The sequence below is a fragment of the Kitasatospora sp. NPDC048722 genome (assembly GCF_040650235.1).
In the GTDB taxonomy this organism is placed as follows: domain Bacteria; phylum Actinomycetota; class Actinomycetes; order Streptomycetales; family Streptomycetaceae; genus Kitasatospora.
Genome location: NZ_JBEZGX010000077.1, coordinates 1 through 21,399, shown reverse-complemented (window position 1 = coordinate 21,399; position 21,399 = coordinate 1). Strand labels below are relative to the sequence as shown.

Genomic DNA, 21,399 nt, shown 5'->3' with positions numbered 1-21,399 from the left:
GTGTTCGGGTTCAGCAGATCCTCCGCGCAGAGGACGGTCACGCCGTCCGCGGAGGCGAACTCGCAGGAGTGGCGGCCCGGCTCTCCCGAAGGGCGGTTCGCAAGCGGTCGTCCGCTTCGGGGTCGGCTCGGGTCGGCGCCTCAGCTCGGCCGGGGCCGCGGCGGTGTCGGCGGCGTGCGGCGGAGGATCGCGTCCACCACCTGGTCGGGGGGCCGTGTGGCGTCGACGACGATCGCGCCCGATGAGCGCAGGTGATCCTGCAGTACCGGCAGTTTGCGGCGCAGGTACTCGCGCGTGTCCCCGATGCGGCCCCAGTCGTGGTGGTCCTGGCGCGCATCCAGTCGTGCCGGCATCGTGGGCTCGTCGATCTCCAGCAGGAACACCCGGGTGAAGCGGTCGGCGATGTCCTGCTGGTTGTCCGCACCGCCGCAGACGTACAGCGTCGCCGGCCCGGCGGCCCGGATCAGTTCGTCCAGGCGGGCCGGATCCCACGCCCAGCTGTGCCGGGCGAGCCAGGCCAGGTCGGGCTCCGTCGGCTGTTGTGCCACCACGGCGCCGCCGGGATCGACGAACCGGGCGAGCAACGGGTCGGCGTCGGCGTCGATGGACACCAGGCCTCGACGGGCCAGCACGGCGGCGACCGTGGACTTCCCGGCGCCGGAACAGCCCGCGATCTGGACAGCGCTCACGGGCACCCATCGTCGACCGGCTGCACGGCCGGGGCAAGCGGGTTCCACACCATCGCTCGTGCCGGCCACCGGGCGCTCCCCGGGGCGGCTACAGGGTGCGGACGTGACCGAGGCGGATGCGGTGGTCGTCGACCCAGGTGGGCGGGAGGTCGACGGGGACGGCCATGGCGGTACCGGAGCCCTGGACGTCCTCCACGGTGATCAGCGGGACGGCGAACCGGGTGCCGAACTCGACGTTGATCTCGGGGTTGCGCAGGTCGGTCATCCAGCAGGCGTCACGGCCTTCGGCGAGGTCCTCCAGGGCGTCCGCCCAGTCGTCCAGGTCGCCGGGGCTCAGGCGCAGCGGGAGGCGGCCGTTGCAGAAGGTGCTGGTGACGGTGACCTCGGCGTCGAGTTCGCCGTGTCGTGCCGGCCGGAGACGGTGATGACGACGCTGTTCTGGCCGTCGGCGAGGTGGGCCGGTTCCACCGCCGTGCTGCCCCGGGCCACGTCTGTTCCTCGTATTCCTGGTGTGTGGGACGGCAGGGCGCCGCCGCCCCGGGGGCGGGCCGGCGGCGCCGGGTGCGGGTGGTGCTACCGGACGTCGAACTCGCCGGTGCGGACGGCGGTGACGAACGACTGCCAGGCGGAGGAGGAGAACACCAGGGCCGGGCCCTGGGGGTCCTTGGAGTCGCGCACGGGCATGACGCCGGTGAAGCCGTCGGCGACCTCGATGCATGTACCGCCGTTTCCGCCGCTGTACGAACTCTTCCGCCAGGAAGCGCCGGTCAGTTCGACATCCACTCCATGTCCCTCCTTGCCGCACGGATGAAAGCCAGCGATTCGGCCTGGCCAAGGGCCTCGACCGCAAGCCGATCGTAGCCCTTGGCCAGCTTGGCAACCGACTGGATGTCACGGTCGATGTAGCCGCGCTGTTCGGCTTCGCCATAGGCGAGAACTTTGCGGTTGGGCATGGTAAGGAGGTGCACCGAGCGGGTGAAAGGCCGGTTCTCACCCAGGGAGTACGGTGCCACCTGGATGATCACGTTGGATCGTTCGGCCAACCGTTCCAGGTGGAGCAATTGTTCGACCATGACGTCGCGTCCTCCGATGATCCTGCGCAGACAGCTCTCGTCGAGAACCGTGTGCAGGAGCGCCGGTGGCGTCCGGTCCAGGACCTGCTGCCGGGCGAGGCGGAATGCGATGTGTTCGTCGGCCTGTTCGGGGGTTGCTCCGCCCTGTCGGGCGTATCCCTTCTCGATCGCGGTCGTGTACGCCCGGGTCTGTACGAGCCCCGGGACGACGTCGATCTCGAAGATCCGGATCTCATCGGCGATGGCCTCGTAGCCGGCGTATTCCGTGAAGCCCTCCAGGAAGGCGGAGTTCTTCATCGACCACCACAGCAGCATGAGCGTGCCGCCGGTGTCGAGCGCCTTGTCGGCGAGTTCGGCGAGCTTGCGGCTCGGAGGGCGGCGCGCAAGTTCGATGAAGGACAGGTGGGAGGAGGAGCACTCGCACAGTCGCGCCAGCTGGTGCTGTTTGAGGCCGGCGGCCTCGCGTGACCTGCGCAGTTGGATCCCGAACGGAGCCCAGGGGGATGACGTCGGGTCGATGGTCTTCTTGTTCATGGCGGTCCCCAAACTCTCGGCCTGCCCCACGGCAAGTCGCAGTTCGCTTCCGATGCTAGGGCCCCTCGCGCCACCATGGGCACGGAAAGTGAAAACTCGATTGCGGAGGGTTCTCGCCATCATGGTGTCGTCGTCCAGACTCCACGGCTACGGGGTCCGCTGGGACCCCGGTGCCCGGTGCTACCGGGTGCGCAACGAGGTCACCGGGGAGTGGCTGCGCAGCGGCTCGACCGGTGAACTCGCCGCCTTCCACTCGTTTTGCGCCGCGTTCTCGGCGTGGCGCCTCTTCGAGGTGCACCGCAGGACCGGTGGGTGATGGGGCCGATCCTGGACCGCGCGACGGCCGAACAGCGGCGCGAGGCCGCCCTGGTGGCCGACGACCTGGCGGCCGTCCTCGCGCTCGGAGGGGCGAAGTTGCCGTCCCTGGAGGTGGACTGGGACTTCGGGCGCCGTACCGGCTGCTACCTGATCTCCCTCGGTGCCGCCCGCACCGCCGAAGTCCTGCGCATCGTCGAGCTGTTGCGCAAGGGCCTGCACTACGAGCACCTCACCGCCGCCGAAGAGGGACGGTGACTTCCGTGCCCGACCCCCGACTTCCCGTGTGCCGGCTCGGCTGCCTCGTCCTCGTGCGCAACGTGCGCGGGGACGTCCTGCTCGTCGACCCCGACCACCTGGACGGGCTGGTCCTGCCCGGCGGCGCCGCCCGGCCCGACGAGGCGCCGCACGAGGCCGCCGCCCGTCACCTGCTCGCGCAGACCGGTCTCGCCCGGCGTCTCACGCACGTCCTGGCCGTCGACTTCACCTGCGCCGAGCGCTACCCGGAGCACCTGGGCCTCGTCTTCGACGGCGGTGTCACCGGCGGCCGGCCCGCCGGCGCGCGTTTCGTGCCCGTGCGGCGGATCGGGCAGGTCATGGCCCCGGCCCAGGCCGCCCGCGTCACGGAGGCGCTCGCCGGGCGGGCCGTGCCGCTGCTCCTGCACGGCCAGCGCGCCGACTGACCGACCGGGGACGGGCGCCGCGGGGGCCCGGCCCGGGCGGCCGCGCAGGAGCCGGCCGGTGAGGGGCCGGCCGGGGCGGGGCCGCCCGGGCCGGGGCCGCCCGGGGTCAGCCGGCGGACGTCCAGCCCTGCCGGTGCAGGCGTTCGATGCCGTCCAGCAGCAGGTCCAGGGCGAACTCGAACTCGAACTGGTCGTCACAGCCCCCGCCCACCACCGAGTCGCCGTCGTGCGGCCGGGACGCCGCGATGGCGGCGATGGAGGCGATGTGCGGGTACCGGGCGGCCATCTCCCCGGGCAGGCCGGCGGGCTCCCCGGCGTCGGCGTCGTCCGGCGGGGCCGGGAACAGGTCCTGGGTGAAGCCCCACACGCGGCTGCCCAGGGCGTGCATCGCGTGGTGGGTGAGGTCCGCGGACAGGCCGCCGGCCCGGAAGGCGCCGATGACCGAGTCCAGGTAGCCGAGCACCCCGGGGGTCGGGGCGGGCCGGGACTCCATGACGCGCGAGGCCCAGGGGTGGCGCAGCAGTGCCCGCCGTGCCGACAGGATGCGGCCGCGGACCGCGTTCTTCCAGTGCGCGCCGGCGGCCGGGGGTTCGATCTCGCCGACGATCACGTCCACCATGCCGTCGAGGAGTTGCTCCTTGTTGGCGACGTGTTTGTAGAGCGCCATCGGCACGACGCCCAGGTCCTGGGCGAGGCCGCGCATGCTCAGCGCCTCGTGGCCGGAGCGGTCGGCGAGCGCGACGGCGGCGTGCAGCACGCGGTCGCGGTTGAGGGGGGTGCGGCGCGGCGGTGGTGTCTGCGGGGCCATCGGGCGGGCGCCTCCGGTTCGGCCGGCCGTCGCCGGTTCCTCCTTGACGGGTGTACGCGGTACACCCTACCGTCACGGGCAGAGGTGTACGCCGTACACCCATGCGGGCGCAGCGCCCATCACCCAAGGAGTTCCGGTGGCTTCACCGAGAAGGCTCGCGACAGCGGCGGGCGTCTGTTACCTCGTCACCCACGTCACCTCGATCGGCGCGCTCGTCCTGTACGGGCCGGTGCTGCACGACGCCGGGTACGTCACGGGCCCGGGCGCGGACACCCGGGTGCTGCTGGGCGCCCTGCTGGAGGTGGTCCTCGCCCTCGCGATCGTCGCCACCGCGGTCGCGCTGTACCCCGTCGTGCGGCGGCACGGCGAGGGCCTGGCCGCCGGCTACGTCGGCCTGCGCACGCTGGAGGCCGCCGTCATCACCGTCGGCATCGTGAGCCTGCTCGCGGTGGTGGCGCTGCGCCGGCATCCCGGGCCGGGGGCGGATCAGGCCTCGCTCCTGACCGCGGGCCGGGCGCTGGTCGCGGTCCACGACGAGACGTTCCTGCTCGGGCCGGACTTCGTCTGCGGGGCCGACACGGCGGTGGTGGCGTATCTGCTGTACCGCTCGCGGCTGGTGCCGCGCTCCGTCGCGGTGCTGGGGCTGGTCGGCGGCCCGCTGATCTTCGCCTCCGCCGTCGCCGAGCTGTTCGGCCTCTACCCGCAGCTCTCCGGGGCGGGGGCGCTCACGGCGCTGCCGGTGTTCGCCTGGGAGCTGGCCCTGGCCGTGCGGCTCCTCACCCGGGGGTTCGAGCCGCCCGCCGCCGGGACCGGCGCCGCCGGCGCGGTCGCCGCCGCCTGAGCGGCGCCGGCCCGTGACGCGATGTGACGTGACGTGATGTGACGTGATGTGACGTCGGGCCGGCGCGGGCTTCGCGGCCCGCCGGCCGGGGTCAGGCGGCGGCGAGGGCCGGACGCGGGGTGCGGGTGAGGCAGTCGTCGGTGAAGGCGAGGGCGCGCAGGTGGTAGGGGCGGGCGGCATGGCCCAGGGACAGGTTGTGGCCGGCGCCGTGGGCGGTGGTGAGGTGGGCCAGGCCTTCGGGGAAGGCCCGGGTGAGGGCGGTGCGGGCGGGCGGGTCCAGGCGCCACCAGGTCTCGTGGTCGGCGAGGGTCAGGCGGACGGGGACGCGGACGCGGGCGGCCAGGGCGGCGTAGCGGGTGGGCCAGGTGGCCAGTTCGCGGGATTCGAGGGCGGGGACGGGGGTGAGCAGGGTGCGGGCGGCGTGGAAGGTGCCGGGCGGGTACAGGTGCAGGGGGCCCCAGTTGAGGCGTCCGCCGCCGGCGAGGTCGTCGGGACGCTCCCACGCGCCGGGGGCGTAGTGCTGGGCGAGGCCGGAGATGTCGACGCCGAGCAGGGGCAGGCCGGGGTCGTCGGGCCAGTGGGCCGCGAGCTGGAGGGCGATCTTGCCGCCGAAGGAGTGGGCGAGGAGCTGGACGCCGGCGCCGACGGGGTGGGCGCGGGCGTAGTCGGTGAGGGCGGCGTGCAGGGTGGCGGCCTGGTCGGCGATGAGCTGGCCGTGGGGCAGGCGGCGGGCGGAGGCGCCGTGGCCGGGGCGGTCGGGGGCGAGCACGGTGTAGCCGAGGTGGGCGCCCAGGGTGAGCAGGTCGGTCTCGTGGTGGGCGGGGCCGGCGAAGTAGGCGGCGCGCATGCCGCGTCCGTGGATGGCCAGCAGCAGGGCCTTGGGCGCACCGGCCGGTGCGGCGGGTGCGCCGGCGGGTCCGGCGGGTGCGCCGGCGGGTCCGGCGGGTGAGGCGGCGGGTCCGGCGGGTGCGGGGGGTTCGGCGACCAGCGCGGAGACGGGGATGCCGCCGGCGTCCAGGACCAGTGAGCGCACCAGGGGGCTCGGGGCGGGGGTGTGCCTCATGCGGTCACCGCCCGGCGGGCGGCGTCGAGTCGGGCGGTCCAGGTGCCCGGGTCGCCCTGACGCATGAGGGAGGTGCCGATCAGCAGGCCCGCGTAGCCGGCGTCCAGGAGGCGGGCGGCGTCGGCCGGGTCGGTGATGGCGGAGGCGGAGACGGGGGCGCGGGTGCCGCACGCTCGCAGGGCGGGCAGCAGGCGCAGGGAGCGGGTGAGGTCGCCCGTGTCGCGTTCGCGGCGGCGGATGTCCTTGTTGTTGACGGCGATCACGCACGCCTCGGGGCGGGTGAGGCGGTCGAGTTCGGCTTCCTCGGTGATCTCGACGAAGGGGGTGAGGCCGAGGCCGAGGGCGGCGGTGATCAGGCGGCGCAGGGAGGCGGCGGGCAGCAGGGCGGCGGTCAGCAGGACGGCCGAGGCGCCGAGGGCGGCGGCGGCCTCCAGCTGGGCGGGACGGGTGAGGAAGTCCTTCTGCAGGACGGGCAGGGAGGTGGTGGCGGTGACCTCGCGCAGCAGGCGGGGGGTGCCGCCGAACCATCGGCCGGTGACCACCGACAGGCAGGGGGCGCCGGCCTGTTCGTAGCGGGTGACGAGGTCGGTGACGGTGCGCGGGCCGAGCAGGTCGGCGCCGTGGGGGTCGCGGAGCTTGATCTCCATGACCAGGGGGCGGTCGGCGGCGAGCAGCGCGTCCAGGAAACGGGTGGAGGCGGACGCGGGGCCGGCGGCGGGCGCGGCGGGGGGCAGGGACGGGGCAGCGGTCACGGGGGCGGTCAGGGGGGCGGTCATGGGGGCGGTCATGGTCGGGGGTCCTCGGCAGACGGGAGCGGGAGCGGCGACGGCAAGGTGGCGGGGTGCCAGGCGCGGGCCAGGGCGGTGAGGGCCTCGCGGGTGAAGCGGCCGGCGCCGTCGCGGGCGGCGGTGTCGATGTCGGCGCCCGCGTACAGGGGGTGTTCGGTGACGGTGGCGTAGGCGGGGCGGTTTCCGGCGTTCAGGCCCCCGGCGAGGAGGAAGGGGATGGTCAGGCGCGGCAGCAGGGCGTGGACGTCGGCGGGCCGCAGGGGGTGGCCGGTGGAGCCGACGCGGCCGTCGTCGGTGATGGTGTCCAGGAGGAACAGGTCGCATCCGGCGCGTTCGAAGGCCCCGATGAAGGGGCGTTCCAGGCAGCGGCCGCGGGCCAGGTGCAGGACCTTGACCAGGACGGCGCCGGGCAGGCGCCGGCGCAGGTCGGCGACGACGGCGGGCGACTGGTAGGCGTGGAGCTGGATCCAGCGCACCCGGGCACGGCCGGCCAGGTCCGCCAGGGCGGCGGCGTCGTCGAGGAAGGTGACCAGGACCGGTTCCAGGCCCCGGTCGTGGGCGGCGGCGGCCAGACGGGTCAGGCGCGCGGCGCTCAGGTCGGCCGGTCCCCCGGGCACGCCGTGCCACAGGCCCACCAGGGTGGGGCCGGCGGCGGCCAGCAGCGCGACGTCGGCCGTGGTGCGCGCCCCGCACACCTTCAGGTGCCGCGGCGCCGGGCGGCGCGCCGCACCCGGGGGCGCGGTGGAGCCGAACGCGGGTGAAGAGCCCGCCGGCGGGGTGCGGCCGAACCCCGCCGCGGCCGAGGAGGGCTGGGCGGGTACGGAGGGCGGGGCGTTCACCGGATTTCTCCCAGAACGCCCCGGCCTTCAGGCCGGGGAGGAATGGGTCCCCGGCCTGGGGCCGCGAAGCGGCGGAACGCTCTGCGCATGTGTTCTGACCTGCGCTCTCTTCCGTTGTCAGTACCGGCTGTTAGGTTTCGATCGTGACGACGGACGCGGTAGCCGCTGAGGGTGGCGGGCATGCCCGGTACACCTACCGGCTGCGTGTGTCGTCCACCGCGCTCGCTGTGCTTGAGGGCGAGTGGTCGCGGTGCCGCTGGATCTGGAACGAGTGCGTCGCCCGCTCCCGCAAGGCCCACCGCGAGAAGGACCCGGACGGCTGCGGACCGGCCCGGCTGGACAAGATGCTGACCGAGGCGCGCACCGCGATGGCGTGGCTGCGTGAAGGTGCGTCGGTTCCGCAGCAGCAGATCATCCGGGGCTTCGCCACGTCCCGCGCGAAGGCGCTCAAGGACATCGAGGCCCGGCTGCCGGTGAAGCAGCGTGCGGGGATGCCGCAGCCGAAGAGGAAGCGTGAGGCATTGCCGACGCTGAACTACACCAGGCGTGGATTCCGGCTCAAGGACGGCCGGCTGCATCTGGCGGGTGGGATCGTGCTGACGGTCGTGTGGTCCCGCGACCTTCCGGCCGACCCGTCCTCGGTGCGTGTGTACCAGGACGGCCTCGGCCACTGGTACGCCTCGTTCGTCGTCGCCGTGTCCACCGAGCCGCTGCCCGCCACGGGTCGCGTGATCGGAATCGACTGGGGCGTGAAGGAGACCGCGACCACCACCAGCGACACCCACGACCTTCCCCACGCCGAGCACGGCCGGACAGCCGCGCAGCGTCTCGCCCGCTACCAACGGCAGATGGCGCGGCGTCGCCGGCCCAAGGGCAAGCCGCAGTCGAAGGGCTACCGCAAGGCGCAGTGGCAGGCCTCGAAGCTCCACAAGAAGGTTGCCCGGCAGCGGCAGGACACAGGCCGCAAGTGGGCCAAGGCTGTTGTCCGGGATCATGACGTGCTCGCCGTCGAGGACTTCCGTCCGAAGTTCCTCGCCGGGACCACCATGGCCCGTAAGGCCGCTGACGCCGCGATCGGCGCGACGAAGACGGCCCTGATCGAGATGGGACGCAAGCACGGCCGCGTCGTGCACCTGATCAACCCCGCGCACACCACGATGGACTGTGCGCACTGCGGTGTGAGAGCCAAGCACCGCCTACCTCTTTCCGAGAGAACGTATACGTGCACCGCGTGCGGAGTCTCCTCCCCCAGGGACAAGAACTCCGCCCGCGTGATGCTCGTCCGGGCTGGTCTCATCCCGGCTGGTGCTGATCGTGGAAGCCCGCACCGTCCGTTGGACGTTGCGGCAGCGTGAGCCAGGAATCCCCGTCCCTTTCAGGGCGGGGAGGATGTCAATTGCCGAGTCCGAGCATGGCGGCGATGCGGTTGTACTGGATCTCGTTGCTGCCGGAGTAGATGGTGCCGGCGACGGCGTTGCGCACGTCCTTCTCCAGCCCGTACTCCGACATGTAGCCGTTGCCGCCGAAGACCTGGACGGCGGCCAGCGAGGTGGCGAGGTTGGACTCGCTGGTCAGCAGCTTGGCGATGGCCATGTCGACGGTGACGTTCTCGCCGGCCTCCAGGCGCTGGGCGGTGTCGTAGAGCCACTTGCGGGCGGTCTCCAGGCGGATCTTGGTGTCGACGATCTTGTTGGCGACCGACTGGTAGGAGCCGATGGGCCTGCCGAAGGACATCCGGGTCTTGGCGTAGTCCAGGCAGCGGGCCAGGCGGTGCTGCATCTCGCCGGTGTTGACGATGAAGGAGTAGAGGATCTCGCGCTTCATGACGTGGTCCAGGACGAGGAAGCCGCCGCCCACGCGCCCGAGGACCCGGTCCGCGGGCACGCGCACGTCGTCGAGGTGGACCTCGGAGAGCGGGGAGGTGCGCAGGCCCATCTTCTTGATCGGGTTGCCGGTGCTCAGGCCCGGCATGCCGCGGTCCAGGAGGAAGGCGGTCACGCCCAGGGCGCCGCCCTGGGGGTGGGTGCGGGCGTAGACGACGATGACGTCGGCGACGGGGCCGTTGGAGACGAAGGTCTTGGCGCCGGTGAGGACGAAGTGGTCGCCGTCGCGCACCGCGCGGGTGCGCATCCGCATGGCGTCCGAGCCGCCCTCGGACTCGGTGATGGCGTGCGCGCCGATCGCCTCCCCGGAGGCGATGCGCGGCAGGTAGGCCTCCTTGAGGGCGGGCGAGCCGAAGGCCTGCAGGGGCACGCCGGTGGAGGCCATGGAGGTGGTGACGCAGAAGTTGAGGCCGCCGTCGCGGCAGTGCTGCCCCAGGCCCTCCAGGACGTACATGGTGGTCAGCAGGGACTGCCCGAGACCGCCGTGGGCCTCGTCGAAGGGCAGGGACAGGATCCCGGTCTTCTGGATCAGGCGCCATTTGTCGTGGGAGAAGGCGGCCTGCTCGTCGCCTTCGATGTGGCCGGCGCTCAGGTCGTCGCCGAAGCGGGCCAGTGCCTCGCGCAGGGCGTCCTGGTCGGCGTTCCAGCGGATCACGGTGGTGCCGCCTTCCTCCCGGGCCCGCCGCTCACCGGGGGCCCGGGTGTCCAACCGGCGCGGGGCGCACCGGCGTTCAGTGGCTTGACTCGCTTGACGGGCTTGATTGGTGCGGCGGGCTTGAATGGTGTGGCGGGCGGGGCCCGGGTGACGGGTGTGGCCCGTCCGCCGGGCCCGGGGCCGGCTCCGGCTCGCCTCGGCCGGCCCCGGTGGCGCCGGCACCGTTCTAGTAGGCGGAGGAGTTGTGGGCGTCGAGCTGGTGGACCTCGTCGCCGCGCAGGGCCGGGGAGAAGACGCACACCAGGCGCATGTCCTCGTGGGGGGAGGCGACCAGGTAGTGGGCGTCGTGCTCGTCCAGGGCGTACAGGCGCCCGGGGGTGATGGGGTGGGCGTTGCCGTCCATGTCGACGACCTCGCCGGAGCCGGCGATGCAGTAGCAGGCTTCCAGGTGGTTGCGGTACTCCAGGCGGGACTTGGTGCCGGCGTTGACGATGGTGTCGGTGAGGCTGTAGCCGAGGCCGTCGCTCTCCACAAGGAAGCGGCGGGACAGGCCGTTGCCCCACTCGACGGTCTTCACGTCGTCAAGGTCGCGGATCAGCATGCGGGTTCTGCCTCTCTGGTGGCGGTGGTGAGGGTGACGGCGGTGCCGGTGGTGGTGCCGGTGGTGCCGGTGGTGGTGCTGGTGGTGGTGCTGGTGGTGCGGGTGGGTCCGCCCGCCCGCGGGGGGTGGGGCGGGCGGAGTTCACGGAGGAAGGCGCGCAGCGCCGCGAGGGGGTCGGTGCCGGCGTTCAGGGCGGCCTCGATGCGTTCGACGGCGGCGGAGCCGACGACGGCCGCGCGGGCGCCGGTGGCCGCGACGGCCTCCAGGTCGGCGGCGCTGCGCACGCCGAAGCCGATGGCGACGGGGGTGGCGGGGGCGGCCCGGTTCAGGGCGGCGACGGTGGCCTTCAGGGTGCGGTGGCCGGCGGCGGGTGCGGTGCCCGAGCGTCCGTAGTGGGCGACCAGGTACACGTAGGCGCCGTGGGCGGTGCGGGCGGCCTCGGTGAGGACGCCGGGGCCGGAGGTGGCGTAGCAGGTGGCGACCTGGGGCAGGCCGGCGGCGTGGCAGGCCTGCTGCCAGGCGGGGCGCCGGCGCGGGGGCAGGGCGTGGACGAGCAGGGCGTGGGCGCCGGCGGCGGCGATCGCCCGTGCGGTCTGTCCGGGGTCCGGTCGGCGCAGGCTGTGGGACCAGTCGGCGAGCAGCGCGATCTTCAGGCGTTTGAGCTGCGGGACGAGGTCGGCGAGTTCGGCCAGGACGGTGTCCAGGGTGGTGCCGGCGGCCAGGGCTCGGGCGGCGGAGCGGCGGATGACGGGGCCGTCGGTGGGCGAGTTGGGGAAGGGGACGGCGAGTTCGAGGACTTCGACGCCTTCGTCGTCGAGCATGCGGGCGGTCTCGGCCAGCGGGGCGGGCGGGTCGCCGGCGTTGAGGAACACCGCGAGCGCGGGGCGCCCGTCGGGGCGCTCGGGCAGGAACGGGCGCTCGGGCAGGAACGGGCGCTCGGGCGGGAACGGGCGCTCGGGCGGGGACAGGTGTTCAGACACCGGCCACCGCCTTCTCCCCCGCCGCCGTGCCGCCGGTGGTCTCGACCGCTCTGGGCGCAGCGGGCGGTGCCGTCGTGCGGAGTGCGGTGGCCGTCGTGCGGGGGGTGCGCAGGCGCAGGGCCAGGGCGTGGGGGGCGCCGTCGGCGAGGGCGTCGAGGGCGGCGGTGTGGGCGGTGGGCCAGTGGGTGTGGCGTCCGGAGGCGATCGCGAGGGCGGCGGCGTTGAGGGCGATGGTGTGGGTGGCGGTGCGGCCGGCGCGGCCGGCGAGGGCGTCGAGGAAGTGGCCGGTCAGGTCGCCGGGGTGGGGGGCGAGGTCGGCGAGGGTGCCGGTGTCGGGGGCGAGGGATCCGGCGGGCAGGTGGATGGTGGTGTGGGGGGTGTGGAGGGTGTTGTCGGCGAAGGGCAGCAGTTCGTCGGCGCCTTCGGTGTTGTGGGCCAGCCATACCTGGCGTCCGCTGTCCTGCGTGCTGGTGTGGGTGGTGAGGTCGCGCAGGGCGGTGAGGGGGGCGGTGGCGCAGACGCCGGTGAGCTGGGCGGTGACGGGGGCGGTGGCCAGGAAGGGGCCGAGCGCGTTGAGGAAGCGGCCGAAGGGCTTGAGGGTGAGCGGGTGGAGCAGGCGGGCCAGGCGGGTGAGGGCCGGCGGGTAGACGTGCGGGCCGGCGAAGGCGATGTTGTGGCGGGCCAGGTGGTCGGCGGTTTCGGTGTGGGAGGAGGTGAGGGTGATGCCCAGGCGTTCCAGCAGGTCGATGGAGCCGGCCGTGCTGGTGTAGGCGCGCGAGCCGGTCTTGACGACGGGTACGCCCATGCTGGCTGCGGTCAGGGCGGCGGCGGTGGAGAGGTTGAAGGTGGCCGGTCCGCCGCCGGTGCCGACGATGTTGGCGCTGCCCGGGTGGGCGGGGCCGGGGTCGGGGCTGCGTTCGGTGAGGGAGGTGGTGAGGGCGGCGAGGGTGGCGGTGTCGGGCAGGCGGGTGGCGAGGCTGGCCAGCAGGGCCGCCGCCTGGGCCCGGTCGCTGTCGCGGGCCGGGCCCTGGGCGGAGGCGTCCAGCCGGTCCCACCACGAGCGCCAGGTGTCCAGGTGGACGGGCCGGGCGGCGATCAGGTCGGTGAGGGCCGGGTGCACGGGGCTCAGCCGCCGGCGACGGTGGCGGTGGCGGCGAGCGCGCGGCGCTGGGCGATGAAGGCGTCGATCGCCTGCACGGAGCGGAAGTTGTTCGGGTCGAGGTCGGTGTCGTCGACCGGCAGGGCGAAGTGGTCCTCGACCCAGGCGATCAGCTTCAGGACGCCGAGGCTGTCGATGACGCCGTCGGTGAGCAGGTCGTGGTCGTCGGCGAGCTGCTCGGGGGTGATGTCGGGCAGGAACTCCTCGATCAGGAACTTCTTGATCTGCGCGATGTTGCTCATGATGGTCGCAACTCCCTTGAAAGGTTCAGGACTTCCGGAAACAGGACTTTCGGGAACAGGACGGCGGGGAACAGGACTTTCGGGAACCGGGCGGCGGGGAACCGGGCGGCGGGGAGCGGGACTTTCGGGAACCGGGCGGCGGGGAACCGGGCGGCGGGGAGCGGGACTTTCGGGAACCGGGCGGCGGGGAGCGGGGCGGCGGGCGGGGTGGTCAGAGCGCGGGGCGGGTGGTGTCCGGGCCGGCGCCGGCGAGGACGGCCTTGCGGTCGACCTTGCCGGTGGGGGTCTTGGGCAGCGGGGTGTCGTGGATGGCCAGGCGTTCGGGTACGGCGGCGCGTGGCAGGTTGGCGGCCAGGTGTTCGCGCAGGGTGAGGGTGTTGAGGGCGGAGCCGGGGGTGCGGTGGACGGCGGCGTGCAGGCGCTTGCCGGTCAGCGGGTCGCTTTCGGCGGCGACGGCGGCCTCGCGGACCTCGGGGTGGGCGAGCAGGACGCGCTCGACCTCGGCGGTGTTGACGGCGACCCCGCGGACCTTGACCTGGAAGTCGGCGCGTCCGGTCAGGTGCAGGCGGCCCTGGTCGTCGCGCACGGCCAGGTCGCCGGTGCGGAACCAGCGCCGGCCCTCTCCGGCGCCGTCGGGCTGGGTGGTGAAGCGGCCCGCGTCGCGGGAGCGGTCGAGGTAGCCGGCGGCCTGGAAGGGCGTGGAGACGTACAGTTCGCCGCTGCCCGGGCCGGTCACGGGGGTGCCGTCGGGGGCGGCGAGCAGGGTGCGCACGCCGGGCAGCGGGGTGCCGATGGGCACCGGCAGGGCGGCGGTGGCGTCCAGGGCGTCGAGTTCGTGCAGGAAGCTGTCGTTGGTCTCGGTGCAGCCGTAGATGTTGTACAGGCGCGCGGCGGGCAGCAGGGCGGGCAGCGCGGCCAGGGTGCGGGCGTCGATCGCGTCGCCGGTGAACGCGGCGTGCTCGACGCTGTCCAGCACCGTGGCGGTGCCCGGGGCCCGGGCCCCGCTCTGGGCGGCGGCCTGGGTGAGCAGGGCGTAGCACAGGGGGACGGCCTGCAGGACGTGGGGGCGGTGGCGGGTGAGCTGGGTGAGGAGGTGGCGGGCGGACAGGGCGTGGGCGGGGTCCAGGAGCAGGACGGTGCCGCCGGCGGCGAGGGTGGCCCAGACGTCGAGCAGGCACAGGTCGAAGTTGAGGGGGGCGTAGTTGGCGACGACGCGGCCGGGGCCGAGGTCGAAGGTGTCGTGGGCCCAGGTGGTGAAGCGGTCGACGGCGCTCTGGGCGAGGGGGACGATCTTGGGCAGGTCGGTGGAGCCGGAGGTGGTGAGCATGAAGGAGGTGCCGGCGGCGAGGGTGGGCACGCCGGGGTGGGTGGTGGTGGGCAGGGCGGGCGGGTTCTGGCCGGCGGGGGTGAGCAGGTGGCGGGCGCCGGCCTGGGTGTGGAGGGCGGCGAGCAGGGCGGGGGCGAGCTGGGGGGAGGGCAGCAGGAAGGGGCGGCGTTCGGTGAGGCAGGCCAGGACGAGGGCGATGGCCTGGGGGGATTTGGTGGCGTGCAGGGCCACGGGTTCGCCGGGGGCCAGGTCCAGGGCGTTCAGGCGCCGGCGTTCGCGCTGGGTGAGGTGGGCGAGTTCGCGGTAGGTGACGGCGTGGTCGTGCCAGAGCAGGGCGGTGGCGTCGGGGCGGCGGCGGGCGTGGGCGGTGAACGCGTCGGGCAGTGACAGCGGCGGCACCGGGGCGTGAACGGCGGGGGCGGCCGGGGCGGGGGCGGGGTCGGGGGTGGTCATGGCGGGTCACTCCCCCGCCGGGGCGAGGGTCGCCCAGCCGGCCTTGACGGCGGTGGTGGTGGCGGTGGCGAGGGTGAAGCGCACGACGGTGCCCCGGTCGTGGGGGTGCAGGGTCAGGCGCAGCGGGGTGTGCGGGGTGGTGGGGGCGGCGAAGCGGGCGCCGAGGGCGGTGATGCGGGTGGGGTCGCCGTCGGCGTGGCGGTCGGTGATCTCTTCGGCGGCCAGGGCGAGCAGGTGCATGCCGTGGGCGATGGTGGCGGGGAAGCCTGCGGCGCGGGCGGCGTGGTCGTCGAGGTGGATGGGGTTGAGGTCGCCGGCGGCGTGGGCGTAGGCGTGGATGTCGGCGGGGGTCAGGGTGTGGGTGAGGGTGTGGGGTTCGGTGTCGGGGGTGGTGCCGGGGTGGGTGGTGGGGGGAAGGGTGCCGTGGGGGGTGGTGCGGGTGGCGCCGAGGAGGAGGGCGGCGGTGGTGAGGTCGGCGATCGGGGTGCCGTGGGGGGTGGTGAGGCGGGTGGTGAGGGCGATGCGGGTGCCGCGCGCCTCGCGGCGGGCGGCGGTGACGGTGACCTCGATGTCGGTGTCGGTGCCGGGGAGCAGCGGGTGGTGGGTGCGGATCTCCTGGGCGAGGTGGACGACGCCGGTGAAGGTGTCCTCGCCGGTGGTGAGGGCGGCCACGGTGTGCTGGGCGAGGGTGTGGGCGAGGACGAAGGGGTGGGTGGGGCAGGCGGCCTGGGTGGTGGCGGGGGTGAGGCCGGTGCGGGCGGCGGTGCGGTAGGCGTTCAGGGCGGCGGCGGTGACGGGCACGCGGGTGCGGAACGCCGGGGCCGGGGCCGGGGCGGGGGCAGCCGGGGTCGGGGCGGGGGTCGTGGTCATGCGGGGGTCACCACCAGGGTCGAGTTGTGGCCGCCGAATCCGAAGGAGTTGGACAGGGCCGCGCCGGGGCGGATCGGGCGGGGGCGGTCGTGGACGACGTCGATGTCCAGGCCCGCTTCGGTGGTTTCGTGGTTGGCGGTGGGCGGGACCAGGCGGTTGTTCATGGCCTGGATCGCGGCGATCAGTTCGACGGCGCCGGCGGCGCCGATCAGGTGGCCGATGACGCCCTTGGTGGAGGTGACGGGCACCGCGTGGGGGCCGAAGACGGTGCGCAGGGCGGCGGCTTCGGCGCGGTCGTTGTGGATCGTGGAGGTGCCGTGGGCGTTGACGTGTGCGATGTCGGCGGGGCCGAGGCCGGCGTCGGTGAGGGCGGCGCGCATGGCGGCGGTGGCGCCGGCGCCGTCGGGGCGGGGGTTGGCCAGGTGGTAGGCGTCGGCGCTGGAGCCGTAGCCGGCCAGCAGGGCGTAGGGGGTGCGGGCGCGGGCGCGGGCGTCGTCCAGGCGTTCCAGGACCAGGAAGCCGGCGCCTTCTCCCATGACGAAGCCGTCGCGGTGGGTGTCGAAGGGGCGGGAGGCGCGGGCGGGGTCGGTGTTGCGCTGGGAGTGGGCGCCGAGGTTGCCGAACGCGGCGAGGGTGACGGGGGTCAGGGTGGCCTCGCAGCCGCCGGCGATCACGACGTCGGCGCGGCCGGTGGCCAGGAGCATCGCGCCGTGGCCGATGGCGTCCGCGCCGGAGGCGCAGGTGGTGGCGATCGTCAGGGCCGGGCCGTTCCAGGACAGGCGCATGGCGATCTGGGCGGCGGCGGCGTTGGGCATGGTGATCAGCGGCATCAGCGGCGAGACCCTGAGCGGGCCGTGCTGGGTGTAGGCGGCGGACTCGCGGTCGCTGGTGGTGCGTCCGCCCACCGCGTTGCCGACCACGATGGCCGAGCGTCCGGGCCCGGGGTGGGGGGAGCCGGCGTCGCGGTGGGCGGCGAGGGCGGCCAGGGTGGCGTAGTGGGCGAAGGGGTCCAGGCGGCGGGCGTCCTTGGCGGGCAGGGCCTGGTCGTGCGGCAGGTCGGTGACGGGGCAGCCCAGGCGTACCCGGTGGCGGGCCAGGGCCGGGTCGGTGAGGGCGCGTGCGGTGGGGCGTCCCTGGCTGACGGCCTGCCAGAACTCCTGGGGGCTGTGGCCGGCGGGGCTGATGACGCCCAGGCCGGTGACCGCGATCTCGGGCCGTGGGGGCCGGTGCGGTCCCGGGGGGTGCGGGGAGTGCGGGTGGGGTGGTGGTGTGGGGGCGGGCATGCGGGTCGTCCTCCCTTCGGCCGGGCGGCGCGGGTCAGATGAGGCCGGTCTGGGCGGCGGCGGTCAGGAACGCGTCGGCGGCGAAGTCGATGTCGGCGGCGCTGTGGCGGGCGGTGACGGCGATCCGCAGCCGGGCCAGGTCGTTGGGCACCGCGGGGGTGACCACCGGCAGGCCGATCACCCCGGCCTTGCGGCAGGCGGTGGCGTAGTCGTAGGCGGCGTCGTCGGAGCCGGCGATGACCGGGATGACGGCGGTTCGGCTGTCCATGGTGCGGATGCCCGCCGCGTTCAGGCGTGAGCGCAGGCGTTCGGCCTGGATCTGGGTGTGGGTGACGCGCTCGGGCTCGCGGCGCAGGATCCGCAGGGACTCCAGCGCGGCGCCGCTCTGTGCGGGGCCCAGGGCCGCGGAGAACAGGAACGGGCGGGCGGCGTAGCGCAGGTGGCCGATCAGGTCGGCGCTGCCGGCGACCCAGCCGCCCATGGAGGGGATGGCCTTGGAGAGGGTGCCGAGCTTGACGTCGACGCGGTAGCGGTGGCCGAAGTGCTCCTCGATGCCGCCGCCGCTCGCGCCGATCACGCCCAGGGCGTGGGCCTCGTCGACCATCAGGAGGGCGCCGTGGCGGTCGCAGACCTCGCGCAGTGCCGGCAGCGGGGCGATGTCGCCGTCCATGGAGTAGACGCTGTCGACGATCACCAGGCGCACCCCGGTGGTGGAGGCGGCCTTCAGGCGGCGCTCCAGGTGCTCGACGTCGTTGTGGCGAAAGCGCGTCACGGTGGCGCCCGACAGGCGGCAGCCGTCGACGATGCTGGCGTGGTCGTACTTGTCGATCAGGACGGTGTCGCCCTGGCCGACCAGGGCGCCGACGGTGCCGACGTTCGCCGCGTAGCCGGAGCCGAAGACCAGCGCCCGCTCGCGGCCGGCGAAGCGGGCGACCTCCGCCTCCAGTTCCTCGTGCAGCGGGATCGTGCCGGCCAGGGCGCGTACGCCGTGGTTGCCGGTGCCGTAGACGTCGACGGCGGCCTTGGCCGCGGCCACCACCCGCTCGTCGCCGGCCAGTCCGAGGTAGCTGTACCCGGACATCATGAGCAGCCGCTCGCCGTCCAGGTCGCAGTAGGCGCTGTCGCGTTCCATCGTGTAGGCGACGAAGCTGTTGCGGCGCGAGGCGTCGAACTCCAGCGCGCCGACGCGCTCCAGCGTCTGGTCCAGCTTCGGCTGAAGGCGCTGCCATGCTGCGGTGGCCATACTGCTCACTCCTCACGGGCAAGGGGGATGCGGGGACGGGCGGCGGGGGAAACCGGCCGGGGGGCGGCGGGGTGCCGGACCCGGGAGTGCGGGGGTGCGGGGGTGCGGGTGCCGTGGTGCGGGGGTGCGGGGGTGCGGGTGCCGTGGTGCGGGGGTGCCGTGTTCCCGGGGGTGCGGGTGCCGTGGTGCGGGGGTGCGGGGGTGCCGTGTTCCCGGGGGTGCTTTGCCGGGACCGGTGCTCCCCTTTTCCCCTGTACGGGCTTTCCCGGGGGGCGGGGTTTCCCGGTGCCGGGTTTTCGGGTGCGGGTTTTCTCGAAGTGTCCACGCGGGGTGCTCAAGGATGGCTACATTTCTACGGCAGGAAGCGCAAGGCGGCCGCAACAGCCCGGTTCCCGGCCTGCGGTAACGCTCTGACGTGCGGAAACCCTGCGCCTACGACGCATGGACCGGCCGGCGGGTATGTTTCACCGACCGGTGTTGACACCGTGCAAGCCGCCGAATGTATGGTCGAAATCCGCCGGAACGAAAAAACCGAACGGCTGGTCGGCGTGCATTTTTCCGGTCCGGGTTTCTTTCCAGGGCCCGCGGCCCGGCACCGCCGCCCGCGGGCCGCGCCGCGGCTCAAGGGGGTTGGAGCTATGTTGAACGGCTTGCGGGACGACGGTGCGTCGGGCAGATCGGGGGCGCCGTCATGCTGATCCGCCTGACCGGCCTGGTGACCGTCGAACACGACGGCGCCGCCCCGCAGCACCTGTCCGGCGCCCAGGCACAGGTGGCCTTCGCCCGTCTGGTGCTGGAGCGCTTCGCCGGCACCGGGCGCGACGCGCTGGCCGACACCGTGTGGCCCGACGGCCTGCCCGACACGTGGGCCTCGGCGCTGCGCAGCGTGGTCTCCCGGGTGCGGGCGTTCGTCGCCGCCCCGGGTCAGGGGCCGGGGGCGACGCCGCTGGTCTCCCAGGGCGGGCGCTACGTGCTGCGCCTGCCGGCGGACGCGGCGGTGGACGTGGAGGTGGCGGCGAGCGCGGTCGGCGAGGCCGGCGAGGCGTTCGGCGCCGGCGCCTACCCGGTGGCGCAGCAGCTGGCGGCCGGGGCGATCGCGAACCTGCGCGGTTCCTTCCTGCCCGACCACGACGGCGAGTGGGCGTGCGGGGTGCGCGACCACGTCGAGGAACTGCGTATCTGCGCCCTGGAGACGGCGAGCCTGTCGGCCTCCGCGCTGGGCGAGGAGCACCACGCGCTGCGCTGGGCGGAGGAGGCGGTGCGCCGTGCCCCGTTCCGCGAGAGCGCCTACCGCTGCCGGATGGCCGCGCTGGCCGCGGCCGGCAACCGGGCCGAGGCGCTGCGCTGCTACCAGCAGCTGCGCCAGGTCCTCGCGGAGGAGCTGGGCATCGACCCGGGCCCCGAGTCCCAGGACATGTACCTGTCGCTGCTGCGCTCCCCCGCCCCGGCCGCCGACGCGCCCCTCCCGGCCCCGGCCGCCGCGCCGGGCGCCGCGCCCGCGGTTCCCGCCGTGCCCGCGGTGGACCCGGTTCCCGCGGTGCCCGTGGTGCCCGTGGTGCCCGCGGTGGACCCGGTGCTGATGGGGATCTTCGAGCCCCTGCCGCCGGGGCGCTGGAGCAGGTCCGGGCCCCCGGTGCGCGCCGCCTGACAGCCCGCCCCCGGGGGCACCCGGGGGGCGGGCCCCGGGGGCTCCCGGGGGCCCCGGGGGCTCCCGGGGGGGTGGGCCCCGGGGGCGGGCCCCTTCCTCCCCGCCCCTTTCTCCCCGCTCCTTCCTCTCGTCCTCTCGTCCTCTCGTCCTTTCCTCCCCCGCCTCCCCCTGCTTTCCTCCCCGTCCCTCCCTTTCCCGCCCCGCCTCTGCGTGTCCGTGCCCGGTTCTTCGCGGGTTCTCCGCGGGTTCTTCGCCGGGGATGTCCCCGGCGTGTTGCGGGCCGGTTGCGGTGGGCGGGCGGGCCTCGTGCGGGAGGGTGGGCGTAGTAGCGTCATGACCCGAAGTCGCGCACCGCGCGCGGCGGTTCACGACGACAAACCGAACGGACGGGGGCCTGGATCTTGGGAAGGGGTGGTGGGTGTGGGACGGACGCGCGCTACGGCGCGGGTGATCGAGCACCCGGGCGTGGAGGACCTGAGCGTCCAGCAGGTACTGGAGGCGCTGGCGGACCCCGCCCGCAGATCGGTGGTCTGCCGGCTGGCCCGCGAGGACGCTGACCTCAGCTGCGGCTCCTTCGATCTGCCCGTCTCCCGTTCCACCTCCACCCACCACTTCAACGTCCTGCGCCAGGCCGGCCTGCTGCGCCAGTACTACGTGGGCACCACCAAGATGAACGCCCTGCGCGCCGAGGAACTCGAACACCGCTTCCCCGGCCTGCTCACCGCGGTCGTCGCCGCCGCCCACGCCGAGACCGCCCCGGGCCCCGGCCGCCCGGTCCACCCGGCACGCGAGGCGGCCCGGCCCCGCTGACCCCGGCCCCGCCCCGCCGCCGCGTGCCGGGCCGGCGGCGGGGAGCGGGGGACGGTCGGCCGCGCACGGCCCACCCGGCGGCGAACCCGGCGACGCCCCGGGCTTGTTGACGCCGGGCGGGCGTCGGCCGGGGCACCCGGCGCGGCGGCGCAGCACCCCGGCACCCCCGCGCGGTGGTGACACACCGTCCGCCGGACGCCCCGGTGCCCGCCCGGGCGGTGTCAGGTCCCCAGGTGGCCGACGAGGCTGCCGCGCACCGGGTCCCACCGCTCGACGCGGACACCGGCGAGCACCCCCGCACCGCCAGGCGCTGCCCGTCGCCGCCCGCATGCGCCACCACGAACGCCGGACCCGGCTCGTCCGCCGGTGCCACCGTCCGGCGGCAACGGTCCCGCCGACGACGATCACCCGCGAGCCCTTGCCCGTCGCCGCCCGCGCCGCGCCCCTTTCCCGGACGCCCCGTCACACGACGGCCCGCACCGCACCGGCCCGCACCGCACCGGGCCGCCAACGCCGTCGCCGTGCTGGACGGCCTCCTCGCGCTCCTCGGTGGGGGCTTCGAGCGGGACGGCGGAGAGGTCCTTGAGCAGCCAGGCGACCTCGTCGGGGCGG

At 74.6% G+C, this 21,399-nt stretch carries 24 protein-coding genes; 7 read left to right on the top strand and 17 right to left on the bottom strand.

Annotation, left to right across the window (positions count from 1 at the left end; genetic code table 11):
• Nucleotides 1-140 precede the first annotated feature (140 nt).
• The 4 genes from AB0C76_RS36575 to AB0C76_RS36560 form a co-directional block, all read right to left on the bottom strand.
• The gene (locus AB0C76_RS36575; RefSeq protein ID WP_359974024.1) at nt 141-689 is read right to left on the bottom strand and encodes a hypothetical protein; all 549 of its coding nucleotides are present in this window, start codon (nt 687-689) and stop codon (nt 141-143) included.
• Between the two features lie 88 nt (nt 690-777).
• On the bottom strand, nt 778-1,314 hold the full coding sequence (locus AB0C76_RS36570) for a DUF5959 family protein (RefSeq protein ID WP_359974050.1): 537 nt from the start codon (nt 1,312-1,314) through the stop codon (nt 778-780).
• The gene (locus AB0C76_RS36565) at nt 1,263-1,472 is read right to left on the bottom strand and encodes a DUF397 domain-containing protein (protein ID WP_359974023.1); all 210 of its coding nucleotides are present in this window, start codon (nt 1,470-1,472) and stop codon (nt 1,263-1,265) included. Before AB0C76_RS36565 ends, AB0C76_RS36570 begins: the two co-directional genes overlap by 52 nt.
• Nucleotides 1,457-2,296 carry a helix-turn-helix transcriptional regulator gene (locus AB0C76_RS36560; protein WP_359974021.1) on the bottom strand — a complete coding sequence of 280 codons (840 nt, stop codon included), beginning with the start codon at nt 2,294-2,296 and terminating at the stop codon, nt 1,457-1,459. The genes AB0C76_RS36565 and AB0C76_RS36560 overlap by 16 nt, the downstream gene beginning before the upstream one ends.
• A 121-nt stretch (nt 2,297-2,417) precedes the next feature.
• Between AB0C76_RS36560 and AB0C76_RS36555 the strand changes: the two genes are divergently transcribed.
• From AB0C76_RS36555 to AB0C76_RS36545, 3 genes are read left to right on the top strand one after another with little or no spacing between them, the layout of a single operon-like run.
• Complete coding sequence (locus AB0C76_RS36555; RefSeq protein ID WP_359974019.1) at nt 2,418-2,612, top strand: hypothetical protein; 195 nt, start codon at nt 2,418-2,420, stop codon at nt 2,610-2,612.
• Nucleotides 2,612-2,869, top strand: a complete 258-nt coding sequence (locus AB0C76_RS36550) for a hypothetical protein (RefSeq protein WP_359974017.1) — start codon at nt 2,612-2,614, stop codon at nt 2,867-2,869. The genes AB0C76_RS36555 and AB0C76_RS36550 overlap by 1 nt, the downstream gene beginning before the upstream one ends.
• A 5-nt stretch (nt 2,870-2,874) precedes the next feature.
• Nucleotides 2,875-3,294 (top strand): NUDIX hydrolase, encoded by a 420-nt coding sequence (locus AB0C76_RS36545; RefSeq protein ID WP_359974015.1) that lies wholly within the window; start codon nt 2,875-2,877, stop codon nt 3,292-3,294.
• 106 nt (nt 3,295-3,400) lie between these two features.
• Here AB0C76_RS36545 and AB0C76_RS36540 read toward each other — a convergent pair whose 3' ends face one another.
• The gene (locus tag AB0C76_RS36540) at nt 3,401-4,102 is read right to left on the bottom strand and encodes a TetR/AcrR family transcriptional regulator C-terminal domain-containing protein (RefSeq protein WP_359974013.1); all 702 of its coding nucleotides are present in this window, start codon (nt 4,100-4,102) and stop codon (nt 3,401-3,403) included.
• Between the two features lie 136 nt (nt 4,103-4,238).
• Between AB0C76_RS36540 and AB0C76_RS36535 the strand changes: the two genes are divergently transcribed.
• Complete coding sequence (locus tag AB0C76_RS36535) at nt 4,239-4,943, top strand: DUF4386 domain-containing protein (RefSeq protein ID WP_359974011.1); 705 nt, start codon at nt 4,239-4,241, stop codon at nt 4,941-4,943.
• A 91-nt stretch (nt 4,944-5,034) separates the two neighbouring features.
• Here the strand turns inward: AB0C76_RS36535 and AB0C76_RS36530 are convergent, their stop codons facing one another.
• Genes AB0C76_RS36530 through AB0C76_RS36520 form a run of 3 tightly spaced genes read right to left on the bottom strand, consistent with a single transcriptional unit; the run spans nt 5,035 to nt 7,633 of the window.
• A complete protein-coding gene (locus AB0C76_RS36530; RefSeq protein WP_359974009.1) occupies nt 5,035-6,006 on the bottom strand; it encodes an alpha/beta fold hydrolase in 972 nt (323 codons plus the stop codon).
• On the bottom strand, nt 6,003-6,794 hold the full coding sequence (locus tag AB0C76_RS36525) for an indole-3-glycerol-phosphate synthase (protein WP_359974007.1): 792 nt from the start codon (nt 6,792-6,794) through the stop codon (nt 6,003-6,005). The genes AB0C76_RS36530 and AB0C76_RS36525 overlap by 4 nt, the downstream gene beginning before the upstream one ends.
• Nucleotides 6,791-7,633 (bottom strand): N-(5'-phosphoribosyl)anthranilate isomerase, encoded by an 843-nt coding sequence (locus AB0C76_RS36520; protein WP_359974005.1) that lies wholly within the window; start codon nt 7,631-7,633, stop codon nt 6,791-6,793. Before AB0C76_RS36520 ends, AB0C76_RS36525 begins: the two co-directional genes overlap by 4 nt.
• Nucleotides 7,634-7,776: 143 nt before the next feature.
• On the opposite strand from AB0C76_RS36520, the gene AB0C76_RS36515 reads away from it, so the two are divergent.
• Nucleotides 7,777-8,988 carry a transposase gene (locus tag AB0C76_RS36515; protein ID WP_359974003.1) on the top strand — a complete coding sequence of 404 codons (1,212 nt, stop codon included), beginning with the start codon at nt 7,777-7,779 and terminating at the stop codon, nt 8,986-8,988.
• Between the two features lie 37 nt (nt 8,989-9,025).
• Here the strand turns inward: AB0C76_RS36515 and AB0C76_RS36510 are convergent, their stop codons facing one another.
• The 9 genes from AB0C76_RS36510 to AB0C76_RS36470 form a co-directional block, all read right to left on the bottom strand.
• Nucleotides 9,026-10,171: an acyl-CoA dehydrogenase family protein gene (locus AB0C76_RS36510; protein WP_359974001.1), complete on the bottom strand. Its 1,146-nt coding sequence runs from the start codon at nt 10,169-10,171 to the stop codon at nt 9,026-9,028.
• A gap of 226 nt (nt 10,172-10,397) precedes the next feature.
• A complete protein-coding gene (locus AB0C76_RS36505; protein WP_359973999.1) occupies nt 10,398-10,772 on the bottom strand; it encodes an ectoine synthase in 375 nt (124 codons plus the stop codon).
• A complete protein-coding gene (trpA, locus tag AB0C76_RS36500) occupies nt 10,766-11,752 on the bottom strand; it encodes a tryptophan synthase subunit alpha (RefSeq protein WP_359973997.1) in 987 nt (328 codons plus the stop codon). The genes AB0C76_RS36505 and trpA overlap by 7 nt, the downstream gene beginning before the upstream one ends.
• Nucleotides 11,745-12,872, bottom strand: a complete 1,128-nt coding sequence (locus AB0C76_RS36495; RefSeq protein WP_359973995.1) for a hypothetical protein — start codon at nt 12,870-12,872, stop codon at nt 11,745-11,747. Before AB0C76_RS36495 ends, trpA begins: the two co-directional genes overlap by 8 nt.
• Before the next feature lie 5 nt (nt 12,873-12,877).
• Nucleotides 12,878-13,153, bottom strand: coding sequence for an acyl carrier protein (locus tag AB0C76_RS36490; protein WP_359973993.1), 276 nt, complete (start codon nt 13,151-13,153; stop codon nt 12,878-12,880).
• Nucleotides 13,154-13,364: 211 nt separating this feature from the next.
• Entirely contained in the window at nt 13,365-14,933 is a 1,569-nt protein-coding gene (locus AB0C76_RS36485) for an AMP-binding protein (protein ID WP_359973991.1), read from the bottom strand.
• A 6-nt stretch (nt 14,934-14,939) separates the two neighbouring features.
• Nucleotides 14,940-15,803, bottom strand: a complete 864-nt coding sequence (locus AB0C76_RS36480; RefSeq protein ID WP_359973990.1) for a MaoC family dehydratase — start codon at nt 15,801-15,803, stop codon at nt 14,940-14,942.
• A complete protein-coding gene (locus AB0C76_RS36475) occupies nt 15,800-17,086 on the bottom strand; it encodes a beta-ketoacyl-[acyl-carrier-protein] synthase family protein (RefSeq protein ID WP_359973988.1) in 1,287 nt (428 codons plus the stop codon). The genes AB0C76_RS36480 and AB0C76_RS36475 overlap by 4 nt, the downstream gene beginning before the upstream one ends.
• A gap of 34 nt (nt 17,087-17,120) precedes the next feature.
• Nucleotides 17,121-18,329 (bottom strand): aminotransferase class I/II-fold pyridoxal phosphate-dependent enzyme, encoded by a 1,209-nt coding sequence (locus tag AB0C76_RS36470; protein ID WP_359973986.1) that lies wholly within the window; start codon nt 18,327-18,329, stop codon nt 17,121-17,123.
• Nucleotides 18,330-19,020: 691 nt separating this feature from the next.
• On the opposite strand from AB0C76_RS36470, the gene AB0C76_RS36465 reads away from it, so the two are divergent.
• Together AB0C76_RS36465 and AB0C76_RS36460 are read left to right on the top strand one after the other, a co-directional pair.
• Complete coding sequence (locus AB0C76_RS36465) at nt 19,021-19,977, top strand: bacterial transcriptional activator domain-containing protein (RefSeq protein WP_359973984.1); 957 nt, start codon at nt 19,021-19,023, stop codon at nt 19,975-19,977.
• Nucleotides 19,978-20,397: 420 nt separating this feature from the next.
• Nucleotides 20,398-20,787 (top strand): transcriptional regulator, encoded by a 390-nt coding sequence (locus AB0C76_RS36460; RefSeq protein ID WP_359973982.1) that lies wholly within the window; start codon nt 20,398-20,400, stop codon nt 20,785-20,787.
• The last annotated feature ends 612 nt before the right edge of the window (nt 20,788-21,399 follow it).